At 72.3% G+C, this 12,770-nt stretch carries 14 protein-coding genes; 13 read left to right on the plus strand and 1 reads right to left on the minus strand.

What is annotated here, in order from left to right:
- Window positions 1–29 precede the first annotated feature (29 nt).
- The 12 genes from ftsH to BIU97_RS10860 all read left to right on the plus strand — a co-directional run bounded on the left by ftsH (window position 30) and on the right by BIU97_RS10860 (window position 11,061).
- Window positions 30–2,015, plus strand: a complete 1,986-nt coding sequence (ftsH, locus tag BIU97_RS10810; RefSeq protein WP_071258178.1) for an ATP-dependent zinc metalloprotease FtsH — start codon at window positions 30–32, stop codon at window positions 2,013–2,015.
- A gap of 9 nt (window positions 2,016–2,024) precedes the next feature.
- Window positions 2,025–2,918: a dihydropteroate synthase gene (gene folP / locus BIU97_RS10815; RefSeq protein ID WP_083404728.1), complete on the plus strand. Its 894-nt coding sequence runs from the start codon at window positions 2,025–2,027 to the stop codon at window positions 2,916–2,918.
- Entirely contained in the window at window positions 2,915–3,304 is a 390-nt protein-coding gene (gene folB / locus BIU97_RS10820) for a dihydroneopterin aldolase (protein ID WP_071258176.1), read from the plus strand. Before folP ends, folB begins: the two co-directional genes overlap by 4 nt.
- The gene (gene folK / locus BIU97_RS10825) at window positions 3,301–3,852 is read left to right on the plus strand and encodes a 2-amino-4-hydroxy-6-hydroxymethyldihydropteridine diphosphokinase (RefSeq protein ID WP_071258174.1); all 552 of its coding nucleotides are present in this window, start codon (window positions 3,301–3,303) and stop codon (window positions 3,850–3,852) included. The genes folB and folK overlap by 4 nt, the downstream gene beginning before the upstream one ends.
- Window positions 3,849–4,340, plus strand: a complete 492-nt coding sequence (locus tag BIU97_RS10830) for a DUF3180 domain-containing protein (RefSeq protein ID WP_071258171.1) — start codon at window positions 3,849–3,851, stop codon at window positions 4,338–4,340. The genes folK and BIU97_RS10830 overlap by 4 nt, the downstream gene beginning before the upstream one ends.
- Window positions 4,341–4,367: 27 nt before the next feature.
- Entirely contained in the window at window positions 4,368–4,889 is a 522-nt protein-coding gene (locus BIU97_RS10835) for a PH domain-containing protein (protein ID WP_071258168.1), read from the plus strand.
- 8 nt (window positions 4,890–4,897) lie between these two features.
- Entirely contained in the window at window positions 4,898–6,769 is a 1,872-nt protein-coding gene (locus BIU97_RS10840; protein ID WP_071258159.1) for a PH domain-containing protein, read from the plus strand.
- Window positions 6,766–7,458 carry a Rossmann-like and DUF2520 domain-containing protein gene (locus BIU97_RS10845; protein ID WP_071260245.1) on the plus strand — a complete coding sequence of 231 codons (693 nt, stop codon included), beginning with the start codon at window positions 6,766–6,768 and terminating at the stop codon, window positions 7,456–7,458. The genes BIU97_RS10840 and BIU97_RS10845 overlap by 4 nt, the downstream gene beginning before the upstream one ends.
- 88 nt (window positions 7,459–7,546) lie before the next feature.
- Window positions 7,547–9,073 (plus strand): lysine--tRNA ligase, encoded by a 1,527-nt coding sequence (lysS, locus tag BIU97_RS10850; RefSeq protein ID WP_071258157.1) that lies wholly within the window; start codon window positions 7,547–7,549, stop codon window positions 9,071–9,073.
- 29 nt (window positions 9,074–9,102) lie between these two features.
- The gene (locus BIU97_RS10855) at window positions 9,103–9,306 is read left to right on the plus strand and encodes a hypothetical protein (RefSeq protein ID WP_071258149.1); all 204 of its coding nucleotides are present in this window, start codon (window positions 9,103–9,105) and stop codon (window positions 9,304–9,306) included.
- A 207-nt stretch (window positions 9,307–9,513) separates the two neighbouring features.
- Window positions 9,514–9,645: a hypothetical protein gene (locus BIU97_RS18475; protein ID WP_258369388.1), complete on the plus strand. Its 132-nt coding sequence runs from the start codon at window positions 9,514–9,516 to the stop codon at window positions 9,643–9,645.
- A gap of 357 nt (window positions 9,646–10,002) precedes the next feature.
- A complete protein-coding gene (locus tag BIU97_RS10860; protein WP_071258146.1) occupies window positions 10,003–11,061 on the plus strand; it encodes a sigma-70 family RNA polymerase sigma factor in 1,059 nt (352 codons plus the stop codon).
- Window positions 11,062–11,205: 144 nt separating this feature from the next.
- Here BIU97_RS10860 and BIU97_RS10865 read toward each other — a convergent pair whose 3' ends face one another.
- Window positions 11,206–12,138 (minus strand): NAD(+)/NADH kinase, encoded by a 933-nt coding sequence (locus BIU97_RS10865; protein WP_071258144.1) that lies wholly within the window; start codon window positions 12,136–12,138, stop codon window positions 11,206–11,208.
- 71 nt (window positions 12,139–12,209) lie between these two features.
- Here BIU97_RS10865 and BIU97_RS10870 point away from each other — a divergent pair, with 71 nt between their 5' ends.
- Window positions 12,210–12,686: a Clp protease N-terminal domain-containing protein gene (locus BIU97_RS10870; RefSeq protein ID WP_071297623.1), complete on the plus strand. Its 477-nt coding sequence runs from the start codon at window positions 12,210–12,212 to the stop codon at window positions 12,684–12,686.
- Window positions 12,687–12,770: the final 84 nt, after the last annotated feature.

Consider the following 12,770-nt stretch of genomic DNA (forward strand, 5'->3'; position numbering starts at 1 on the left):
AAGGTGTCGGGCATCTCAGCCCGGATCACATGAACTTCAAGCGCATCTTCCGCGGCCCGTACCTCTACGTGCTGATCGCGCTGGCGGGCATCTTCATCGGCTGGAGTCTGCTCAGCCAGGCCGGCACGTCGCAGATCGAGACCCAGAAGGGGCTCGAGCAGCTCGCCGACGGCAAGGTCTCGTCCGCAGTCATCAACTCGACCGAGCAGCGCGTCGACCTCACCCTGAAGGACGGCGACAAGCAGGAGCAGTTCTACTACTCCACGCCGCGCGGCGACGAGGTCGTCACCGCCGTCAACGACGCCGACCTGCCCAAGGGCTACAACGACCACGTGTCCCAGGGCAACTGGTTCCTGTCGCTGATCAGCATCCTGCTGCCCTTCCTGATCATCGGTGCCCTGTTCTGGTTCCTGCTCTCGAGTGCCCAGGGCGGCGGCTCGAAGGTCATGCAGTTCGGCAAGTCCAAGGCGAAGATGAACAACAAGGAGAACCCGCAGGTCTCCTTCTCGGACGTCGCCGGCTCGGACGAGGCGATCGAGGAGCTCCAGGAGATCAAGGAGTTCCTCAAGGAGCCGGCCAAGTTCCAGGCCGTCGGCGCGAAGATCCCGAAGGGCGTGCTGCTGTACGGCCCTCCCGGCACCGGCAAGACCCTGCTCGCGCGCGCCGTCGCCGGCGAGGCGGGCGTGCCGTTCTACTCGATCTCCGGTTCGGACTTCGTCGAGATGTTCGTCGGTGTCGGTGCGAGCCGTGTCCGTGACCTCTTCGAGCAGGCCAAGGCGAACTCGCCGGCCATCGTCTTCATCGACGAGATCGACGCCGTCGGCCGCCACCGCGGTGCCGGCATCGGCGGTGGCAACGACGAGCGCGAGCAGACGCTCAACCAGCTGCTCGTCGAGATGGACGGCTTCGACGGCAAGACGAACGTCATCCTCATCGCCGCGACGAACCGTCCCGACGTGCTCGACCCCGCCCTGCTCCGCCCGGGCCGCTTCGACCGTCAGATCGGCGTCGACGCACCGAGCCTGGCCGGCCGCAAGCAGATCCTCGAGGTGCACGCGAAGGGCAAGCCGCTCGCCGCGAGCGTCGACCTCGAGCTGCTCGCCCGCAAGACGCCGGGCTTCACCGGTGCCGACCTGGCGAACGTCCTCAACGAGGGCGCGCTGCTGACCGCCCGCTCGAACGCGCAGCTCATCGACAACCGTGCCCTCGACGAGGCCGTCGACCGCGTGATGGCCGGCCCGCAGCGCCGCACCCGGATCATGTCCGACCAGGAACGCCTCATCACGGCGTACCACGAGGGCGGACACGCCCTGGCGGCCGCAGCCATGCGGCACACGGACCCGGTCACGAAGATCACGATCCTGCCGCGCGGCCGTGCCCTCGGCTACACGATGGTGCTGCCGCTCGAGGACAAGTACTCGGTCACCCGCAACGAGCTGCTCGACCAGCTCACCTACGCCATGGGTGGTCGCGTCGCAGAGGAGATCGTCTTCCACGACCCGACGACGGGGGCCTCGAACGACATCGAGAAGGCCACCGGCACCGCACGCAAGATGGTCACCGAGTACGGCATGAGCCGTGCGGTCGGGTCCGTCAAGCTCGGTTCCGGGTCGAGCGAGCCGTTCGTCGGCCGCGACATGAGCGGCGGGACCGGTCGCGACTACTCGGAGAACATCGCCGAGACGGTCGACGCCGAGACCCGTGCCCTGCTCGAGGCCGCGCACGACGAGGCCTACCAGGTGCTCAACGACAACCGCGACATCCTCGACCGCCTGGCGGGTGAGCTCCTCGAGAAGGAGACGCTCGACGCCCCCGAGCTCGTCGAGATCTTCAAGGACGTCCGCAAGCTGCCGGAGCGCCCGCAGTGGCTCTCCAGCGACAAGCGCCCGGTGAGCGACCTGCCCGCCATCGCCTCCGGCAAGGCGGCGAACACCGCCGTCGAGCCGGATGACCGCGAGCCGTCGAAGGCCCCGCGTCACCGTCCGTTCGGCAACCCGGGCATCGCACCCGCCTAGGCGGCCGGCATGTCCGACCTCCCGACGCGACGCGCACGTCGGCTCGCCGAGGTGAGCCGTCCGCGCTCGGCACCCGTGACCCGGGTGCCGAGCGCGGCCGGCACCCGGGTGATGGGCATCCTCAACGTCACCCCCGACTCGTTCAGCGACGGCGGGCTGCACCAGGCGTACGACGCCGCGGTGGCCCACGCCCGTGACCTCGTGGCCGCCGGTGCCGACATCGTCGACGTCGGTGGCGAGTCCACCCGTCCGGGCTCCGAACGGGTGCCGCTGGCGGTCGAGCAGGAACGCGTGCTGCCGGTGGTGCGGCAGCTCGTGGCCGAGGGCATCCCGGTGAGCATCGACACGATGAACGCCGCCACCGCCGAACGCGCGGTCGAGGCCGGCGCGGCGATCGTGAACGACGTCTCCGGCGGACTCGCCGACCCGGAGATGGTCCGCGTGGTGCGGGACACCGGCACCCGGTTCGTCGTGATGCACTGGCGCGGGCACAGCGACCGGATGTACCGGAACGCCGAGTACACGCACGCGGTGGACGAGGTCCGGCGTGAGGTCGAGATGCGCGTCGCCGAGCTCATCGTCCTCGGGGTCCGCCAGGAGCAGGTCGTCATCGACCCGGGCCTCGGCTTCGCGAAGCAGGGCGCGCAGAACTGGGAGATCCTGGCCGGCTACGAGCGGTTCGCCTCGATCGGCCTGCCGGTGCTCGTCGCCGCGTCGCGCAAGCGGTTCCTCGACGGAGTCGGGAGCCCCGAGGGAGCAGCTCCGCGCGAGCGCGACCTCGCCACCGCCGCCATCAGCCTGCTCGCCGCCGAACGGGGCGCGTGGGGGGTGCGCGTGCACGACCCGGCACCGACCCGTGCCGTGCTCGACGTCTGGGACGCCTGGAGGGCAGCTCGCTCGTGAACGACACCATCCGCCTCGTCGGGGTCCGCGCCCGCGGCAACCACGGCGTCTTCGACCACGAACGCACCGACGGCCAGGACTTCGTCGTCGACGTCGCCGTGGAGCTCGACGCCCGAGCCGCCTCCGGCAGCGACGACCTCGACGCCACCGTGCACTACGGGGTGCTCGCCGAGCAGGTCGTCGCCGAGGTCGAGCGCGACCCGGTCGACCTCATCGAGACGCTGGCCGAGCGCATCGCCGCCGTCGTGCTCAGCCACCGCGCGGCCCTGGCGACCGAGGTCACGGTGCACAAGCCGCAGGCGCCGATCACCGTCCCGTTCACCGACGTGTCGATCACCATCCGTCGCACCCGCGGCGCCGACGCCCCGGTCGAGGGGGCGGCGTGAGCCGCGTCGTGGTCGCCCTCGGCGCCAACCTCGGCGACCGGGGCAGCACCCTGCGCGCCGCTGCCGAGGCCGTCGCCGCACTGCCCGGCGTGCGCCCGGTGGCGTCGAGCCACGAGGTCGAGTCCGTCGCCGTCACGCTGGACGGCCCGGACGACGCGAAGCCCCGCTACCGCAACGCCGTGGTGATCGTCGACACCGACCTCGAGCCGCAGGTGTTCCTCGACGCCCTGCACGGCATCGAGGACGCCCACGGCCGCACCCGCGACGTCCGCTGGGGCGACCGCACGCTCGACCTCGACGTCGTGGCCGTCGACGACCTCCGGATCGACACGGCGACCCTCACGGTGCCGCACCCGCGGGCCGCCGAGCGGGCGTTCGTGCTCGCGCCGTGGCTCGACGCCGACCCCGCGGCCGTCCTGCCCGGTGCCGGGCCGGTGGCCGACCTGCTCGCCGCACTGGGCGACGACACCGAGCGCGTCGACGAGCCGCGCCTGCTCGCCGAGCCGACCCGGGCCTCCGCACCGGAACGGGACGTGACCAGCGCATGAAGCCGACCCGACTCTCCACCCTGCTCGCCCTCGCCGTGGTCACCGCCGTCGCCGGGTACGCGATCGACGCCGTGCTCGCCTCACGCCAGGCGCCGACGCTCCTGCTCGCCGTGCCGCTCGGCGTCACGCTCGCGTTCATCGGCGTCGCCGTCGTGGCCATGGCGCGCCCGATCCGGCAGCACGCACGGGACGGCGCCGGGCGCCGGCACCCGGTCGACCCGCTGTACGCGACCCGCGTCGTCGTGCTCGCGAAGGCCGCGAGCCTGTGCGGCGCGCTCTTCACCGGCTTCGGCACCGGGCTCGTCGTCTACCTGCTGACGCGCGCGGTGGTGCCTTCGCTAGGCTCGACCCTGCCGAACGTGGTCGCCGTCGGCGGCGGTGTCGTCCTGACGGTCTGCGCCCTGGTGGCCGAGCGGATGTGCGTCGCACCCCCGGAGGACGACGACGACCGTCACGGTCCCGGCGCCGGCACGACGACGCTCGACTGACCGAGCACCACCCCAGGAGGCCCCGCGATGCCGCGTGAACGACTCGACGAGGACGGCCTCGGCCTGCAGGGCATCGCGTGGACGCGGGTGTCCGCCAAGCTCGTCTGGACCGAACTCGTCATCGCCCTGGTGATCGGCGCGGTGTTCACCGCCGGCTTCGTGCTCATCGGCGTCGTCAACGACGGCTTCGGCTCGCCCGCCGGCACGGTCTTCACCCTCATCGGGATCGCCGCCGCCGTCGTCACCATCGTCACGGCGTCCCTCACCCCGCGCCGGGTCCGCGCGATCGGCTACGCCCTGCGGGACGACGACCTGGTGGTCCGGCGCGGGCTCATGTGGCAGCGCTTCACGGCGGTGCCGTACGGCCGCATGCAGCTCGTCGACGTCGCCCGCGGTCCGCTCGACCGCGCGCTCGGCATGAGCGAGCTGAAGTTCGTCACCGCCGCGGCCGCCACGAACGTCCGGATCCCCGGGGTCCCCGCCTCCGACGCCGACGCGCTGCGCGACCGGCTGGTCGAACTCGCCGAGTCCCGCCGCGCCGGGCTCTAGGAGGACCCGTGACCTTCCGACCCGGTCCGCCGCCGGCCCCGCCCCGCCGAGGTGACGCCGCGGCCGCCGCGCCCCTGACCGACGGCGACTGGCACCGCCTGCACCCGCTGACGCCGCTGCTCAAGGGCGGCATCGTGCTCATCGTCGTCCTCGGCTACGTGCTCAACAGCCTGCGTGACCGGCTCGTCGACGTGTTCATCCCGGGCGGCCCGCGCGAGGACGGCGACCCCGTGCAGTACGTCTACGAGCACGGTGCGGTCGGCTGGGTGCTGCTCGGCGTCGCCGGCCTGCTCGTCGTCCTCATCGGGCTCTTCTACCTGTCCTGGCGGATGCACGAGTTCCGGGTCACCGGCGAGATCGTCGAGGTGCGCTCCGGCGTGCTCTTCCGGAACCACCGGAAGGCGCGACTCGACCGCATCCAGGGCATCAACATCCAGCGGCCGCTCGTGCCCCGGCTGTTCGGCACCGCGAAGCTCGAGATCGCGCAGGCCGGCAACGACGCCAACGTCCAGCTCGCCTACCTCGGGGTGAAGGCCGCCGACGACCTGCGGCAGCGGATCCTCGTGCTCGCCTCCGGGGCGAAGGACGACGACCCCGCCGGCGGGCCGACCCGGGTGTCGCACGGCGTGCTGCAGGACCGCCTCGGCGAGGTCTTCTCACCGGAGCTCGACCCCGCCGCCGTGCACGCCACCCGCATCGTGAAGGTGCACCCGGGCCGGCTCATCGCCTCGATGCTGCTGTCCGGCACGACGTTCTTCATCCTGCTGGTCGTCGCGGCGATGGTCGTCAGCGTCGCGCTCACCGGCGAGTACGGGTTCCTGTTCGGGCTGTTCCCCGCCGTCATCGGCGCCGGCGGGTACTACGTCCGCAAGTTCTCGCGGTCGTTGCAGTACACGATCGCCGAGACCCGCGACGGCATCCGCATCGGCTTCGGCCTCGTCTCCACCTCGAACGAGACCCTGCCGCCGGGGCGGATCCACGCCGTCAGCGTCGCCCAGCCCCTGTTCTGGCGGCCGTTCGGCTGGTGGGACGTCCGGATCAACCGCGCGACGAACGCCGGCAACGGGGCGTCGAACAACCAGCAGGTCTCGTCGATCGTGCTGCCGGTCGGCACGGCCGCCGACGTCCGCGAGGTCCTCGACATCATCCTGCCCGGCCTCGTCGGCACCGTCGTCGCCGGTCCCGCCGCCTCGCAGGAGGCCCTGCGCGAGGGCTCGGCCGAGGCCGTCGACGTCGTCGACGACAGCCTGACCACCACCGGCGACCGTGGCGGCTTCGTGCACTCCCCGCGCCGCGGCGCCTGGCTGCGCCCGCTGTCCTCGCGCCGCAACGGCTACCGCTTCGTGCAAGGTGCCGTGCTGCTCCGCCTCGGCGCGGTGTGGCGGTCGCTCGTCGTCGTGCCCCTGCCCCGGGTGCAGAGCGTCAAGGTCGAGCAGGGCCCGCTCGAGCGCGCCCTGCGGCTCGCCTCCGTGCACGTGCACACCGTCGCCGGCCCGGTCTCGCCCCGCGTCGGTGCACTCGACGCCCGCGACGCGCAGCGGCTGTGGTCCGAGACCGCCCACCGCGCCGTCGAGGCGGCCGCCGTGGACACCACCCACCGGTGGCGCGCACGGGAGGCCCGGCCCGCGCCCGGCACGCACGCCGCGGACGGGTCGTGGGTCACCTCGGGCGCCCCTGCCGGGCCCGGCACGAGCGTGGCGGGCGGACCAGGAGCAGCGGCCGGTGCGTCTGCCGGGCCGGGCGCGGGCGTGCCGGGCGGACCGGGGGCCCTCGCCGGTGCGTCCGCCGGGCTGGACGCGGACCGCCGGACCGGAGCCGTGCCTCCCGGACCGGTGCCCGCGGGGTGGACGGACGTGCCGTCGACGGAGGCCGCACGATGAGGGCGGGACGGCTCGGCGTCGGCATCGTCGGTGCCGGACGCGTCGGCCCGGTGCTCGGAGCCGCCCTGGCGAACGCGGAGCACGCGGTCGTCGGCGTCACCGCGGTCTCGGACGAAGGACGCGACCGCGCCGAGGCGATGCTGCCCGGCGCCCCGGTGCTCACCACGCCGGAACTCGTCGAGCGCAGCGAGCTCGTGCTCCTCGCGGTGCCGGACGACCAGCTGCCCTCGCTCGTCCAGGGCCTGGCCGACGCCGGCGTCTGGCAGCCCGGGCAGCTCGTCGTGCACACGAGTCCCGACCACGGCGTCGGCATCCTCGCCCCGGCGATGGCGGCCGGGGCGATCCCGCTCGCGATCCACCCGGCGATGGCGTTCACCGGTACGAGCGTCGACCTGTCCCGGCTGCGCGACGCCTACTGCGCGGTGACCGCCCCGTCGCCGGTGCTGCCGATCGCGCAGGCGCTCGTCGTCGAGATGGGCGCGGAGCCGTTCGTGGTGGCCGAGGGCGACCGGCCCGCGTACGCCGACGCCGTGCGCGCTGCCGTGGCGTTCTCGACCGCCATCGTCGACCAGTCAGCGGGCACGCTGTCCGGCATCGGGGTGGAACACCCCGGCCGGGTGCTCGGGGCGCTCGTGCGGTCCGCCGTCGACAACGCGCTCACCGCGGCCGACGGGCAGTCGACGCTGTAGCGGGCGGCGACGTCGCGCGGGGTCCGGCTCGGCGCCGGTCGCGGGTAGCATTTCCCCCGACCCCCACGACCCCCGGAGCCGCACCCGCATGACCGACGAGACCGTCACCCCCGACACCGCGACCGCCGACGCCGCCGCACAGGCCGAGCAGGAGACGAGCGAGCAGCGACAGGTCCGGCTCGACAAGCGGGCGAAGCTGCTGGAGTCGGGCATCGAGGCGTACCCCGCCGAGCTCCCGATCACCACGACGATCCCGGCGGTCCGCGAGCAGTACGCGCACCTCGAGACCGGCGAGGAGACGCAGGACGTCGTCGGCGTCGCCGGCCGCATCGTGTTCTCGCGCAACACCGGCAAGCTCTGCTTCGCGTCGCTGCAGTCCGGTGACGGGTCCCGGATCCAGGCGATGGTGTCCCTGGCCGAGGTGGGCGACGAGTCGCTCGCCCGCTGGAAGGAGTTCGTCGACCTCGGCGACCACGTGTTCGTGCACGGCCGCGTCATCTCGTCGCGCCGCGGCGAGCTGTCGATCATGGTCGACGACTGGGCGATCGCGGCGAAGGCGATCCTGCCCCTGCCGAACCTGCACAACGAGCTGAACGAGGAGACCCGGGTCCGCCAGCGCTACCTGGACCTCATCGTCCGCGACGAGGCGCGCGCCACCGTCCGCGCCCGTGCCGCCGTGATGGCATCGCTGCGCCAGACCTTCACCGGCCACGAGTACCTCGAGGTCGAGACGCCGATGCTGCAGACCCAGCACGGCGGTGCCTCGGCGCGACCCTTCGTGACGCACTCGAACGCCTTCGACACCGAGCTGTTCCTGCGCATCGCGCCCGAGCTGTTCCTCAAGCGCGCCGTCGTCGGCGGCATCGACCGCGTGTTCGAGATCAACCGCAACTTCCGCAACGAGGGCGCCGACTCGTCGCACTCGCCCGAGTTCGCGATGGTCGAGGCGTACCAGGCGTACGGCAACTACGAGCAGATGGCCGACCTGACCCAGGAGCTCGTGCAGAACGCCGCCCGCGCGGTGACCGGCGGCTCGCTCGTCGTCACCCTGCCCGACGGCACCGACTACGACCTCGGCGGCGAGTGGGCCCGGATGGACATGTACGGGTCGCTGTCCGAGGCGGCCGGACGCGAGATCACGCCGGAGACGCCGCTGGCCGAGCTCCAGGCGCTCGCCGCGGCCGAGGGCGTCGAGGTCGCCCACGCCACCCACGGCAAGTACGTCGAGGAGCTCTGGGAGCACTTCAACGAGGACCGCCTGTACGCCCCGACGTTCGTGATGAACTTCCCGGTCGACACCTCGCCGCTCACCCGGCAGCACCGCACCCGCCCCGGCATCGTCGAGAAGTGGGACCTGTACGTCCGCGGGTTCGAGCTCGCCACGGCGTACTCGGAGCTCGTCGACCCGGTGGTGCAGCGCGAGCGCTTCGTCGAGCAGGCGAAGCTCGCGGCGGGCGGGGACCCCGAGGCGATGCGCGTCGACGAGGAGTTCCTCCGGGCGCTCGAGCACGCGATGCCGCCGTCGGGCGGCATGGGCATGGGGATCGACCGCCTGCTCATGGCCATCACGGGCCTCGGCATCCGCGAGACCATCCTGTTCCCGCTGGTCAAGTAGCCCCGGGGTTCGCGGGGTACCATGCTCGGGTGCCGCATGGAGTCGTGACCGGGATCATCTTCGCCCTGACGCCGACGATCATCGTCGGCCTCATCTTCTGGTTCGTCATGCGCGCCATCATGCGGGCGGACCGCACCGAGCGCGCTGCGTACGCCAAGGTCGAGGCCGAGGAGCGTGCCCGCTTCGAGCGTGAGCACGGCTACCCGGCGCCGAGCACCACCTCCGCCGAGTAGCGCGCCCGCTTCCGACGGCGCCCGTCCGCGGACCAGCGCGCCCGCTGCCGGGCTGCGCCCCTCCGCACGCTGCGCCCCTTCGCACGCAGCGCCCCTCCGCGCGCAGCGCTCGTCTGCGCGCAGCGGCCCCGCCAGGACGCCTGCGCGCCGGCGTCCCGTCACGACCCGTTCACCCGGTCGTCGCGCGCCGGGGTGACCATCGTCGGCATGGCAACCGCACACCCCTTCACCGGTCGCAGCCTCGTCGGTGACATCGAGAGCGAGTACGACGAGTTCGACCGCGACGCCGACCTCGAGGCCTCGAAGCGCCGGGACGGCTGGCTCGAACCCTCCTGGTGACCCCCATCGCACCACAATCGGGGTACGCCGACCAGATCGAGCCGATCAGGTCGGGCGTACCCCTTTCGTTCGTCCTGGGGGCGGTGTGCCCCGGGGGTCGGGGGCGGAAACGCGGCCGAAACACGGCGGCAACGGCGGAAACATCACGTCACAGCCGCTCTGCGCACCCGGGCAGGGGGACAGATCGGGGGGCACCCGTACCCCGTTCCGACCCGTTCCGGGGGCGAACCACGGAGAAGCCTGGGAATCGATCCAGCGGGTTTGTGGGGTACACCCCCCGACCGCTTTACTCATGACCACCCCCCGGTGAGCACCACCCCCCAGATGGCCACCACGTCGAACGCAGGGAGAAACACCATGACGATCGCAACGGCTGCACCCAGCACCACCCGCCGCTCCACCACCAAGAAGACAGCAGCGTCGAAGACCGCGACCGCCGAGTCCGCGACCACCTCCCTCGACACCGAGGTCGAGGCCGACGAGCAGCTCGCCGGCGTCCGTGGCGCCTCCGTCGACCAGGTCGGCGACTACCTCCGTCACATCGGCCGCCTCTCGCTCCTCACCGCCGAGGAAGAAGCACAGATCGCCCGCCGCATCGAGGTCGGCCTGTTCGCCGAGGAGAAGCTGACCACCGAGAAGGGGCTCGCCAAGTCCCTGCAGCGCGAACTGCGCTGGCTCGTCCGCGACGGTGAGCGCGCCAAGGAGCGCATGATCACCTCGAACCTCCGCCTCGTCGTGAGCATCGCGAAGCGCTACTCGCAGCGCGGCCTGCCGTTCATGGACGTCATCCAGGAGGGCAACCTCGGCCTGGTCCGTGCCGTCGAGAAGTTCGACTTCACGCAGGGCTACAAGTTCTCGACCTACGCCACCTGGTGGATCCGCCAGGCGATCTCGCGTGGTCTCGCCGACAAGGCCCGCACGATCCGCATCCCGGTGCACACCGTCGAGCTGATCAACAAGATCTCGCGCACCGAGCGCGACCTGACCGTCGACCTCGGCCGTGCGCCGATGCCGGAGGAAGTGGCCGCCGAGCTGAGCATGAGCGTCGAGGAACTCGTCGACCTCAAGGGCCGCTCGCACGAGCCGGTCTCGATCCACACCGTCGTCGGTGACTCCGACGACAGCGAGCTCGGTGACTTCATCGAGGACGAGGACGCCGCGAGCCCCAACGAGCTCACCGAGACGACGCTGCTGCACCGCGACATCCGCTCCATCGTCGCCGAGCTGCCGAGCGACGAGGCCAACGTCATCCGCATGCGCTACGGCCTGGACGACGACAAGCCGATGACCCTCGACGAGATCTCGAAGATCGTGCACACCACGCGTCAGGCCGTCAGCCGTGTCGAGTCGCGCGCCAAGCTGCGCCTCTTCGCGAAGGCCGTGTCGCAGGACATGCAGCTGTACCTGACCGACTAGGTCAGCAGGCTTCGGCCGGCACCGATCGTGTCGGCGCGGGGAACCCGGAGCGTCCTGTGGGAAGGCGATCCGGTGGGGTGATGGAACGGCCCGCTCGAGCACTGCTCGGGCGGGCCACTCTCGTTCCCGGGCCGGAACGGACCGTCACTCGTCGATCTCGCGGTCGAGCTTCTGCCGCAGGTCGTTCGGGATGAGCTCGATGAGCTGGTCCGGCCGGAGCGGCAGGTCGAGCAGGCTCAGCTTCACGCGGCCGGTGCGCCCGTGGCGCTCGGCGTCGAGCCGGACCACGCTGCCGGCGTCCTTCCGCAGGCGGATGTCGATCTGCGCCCCGGTCGCGACCTCGCCGACGACGAGGCCGTCGACCTCGAGCGCAGCGCTCCTCGTGCCCTCGGCGATGTCGAGGCGGTAGCGCTCCCGGGCGGCGAGCACCACGGACCGGTCGATGCCGGCCATCGGCGCGACCGGGGTCACGACGGAGCCGGACAGGGCGGGGGAGAGCACCGGGCCGCCGGCGGCGTAGTTGTAGGCGGTCGACCCGGCGGGCGTCGACGCGACGACGGCGTCCGCGCGGTAGTAGCCGTAGCCGAGCCCGCCGACGCTCAGGTCGGCCGAGACCTGGCCCGCTCCCGGTCGTCGCACGACCGTCAGGTCGTTGAACGCCAGGTAGTCGGTGCGGGCGCCGCCCCACGACAGCCGGGCCTCGAGCGCGTGGTGCGGCTCGAGCTGGTACTCGCCGGCGGACAGCCGTTCGAGCGCGGCCTCGAGCTCCGGCGGCTCGATCTCGACCAGGAACCCGACGTTGCCGTAGTTGACGCCGAGCACCGGCACCGGGCGCTTCGCGACGAGGCGCATCGCCCCGAGCATCGTGCCGTCCCCGCCCAGCGCGACGACGAGGTCCACCCGGTCGGTGAAGTCGTCGTCGTCGACGACGGCGACCCCGCGGCCGACGCGCTGGGCGTCCGCCCGACGGGCCACGAGCTCCCCGAGACCGGACGCGTTCCAGCGCTGCAGGGTCGCGACGGACTCCTGGACGTTCTTGGTCGGGTGGACGACGAGGCCGACGACGGGCTGATCCATGCTGCGGATGCTACCGACCGGACCTCGATCGGGGGCTGGCCGTTGAGAGGCGCATCCGATATTCTGCATACATGCAGATCGCTCACCTGTCCGTCGCCCTCCCCGCTGCACGGCACGGCCGCGAGATCGTCCTGCTCGCCGACCTCGAGGCGCACGAGACCGGCTTCGGCTTCGTCGACGCCGAACACCTCCTGCTCGCCGCCGTGACCCTGTGCAGCGGCATGCCCCGGTTCTGTCCCGTCCTGGCGGCACACGGTGTCACGCCGGAGACCGTCCGCCGTGGCATCACGGCCTTCGTCGGTGCCAGGACGCCGTGCCCCGGCGAGCACGACCGGGTCGCCTGCACGCCAGCTGCCGCCCGGGTGCTCGCCCGCGCGGCCGTCCTCGCCGGCCCGTTCGACCGGGTCCGGCCCGCGCACGTCGTGCTCGCGGTGCTCGACGGTGTCGACGACCCGTTCATGGGCTCGGCACACGACGTCCTCGAGACGCTCGGCGTCGACCCGCGGCGCTTCCGACGGGCACTGCGGCGAGCGGTCCGGCGCGGCTGAACCGGCTCCCGGACGCCGAGGAGCCGGCCGGCGTTCGCTCATCGCGCACATCGCGCACTCCAGGTCACGCCCACGGCGAACAGG

This window comes from Curtobacterium sp. MCBA15_009 (assembly GCF_001864895.1).
Taxonomy (GTDB): Bacteria; Actinomycetota; Actinomycetes; order Actinomycetales; family Microbacteriaceae; genus Curtobacterium.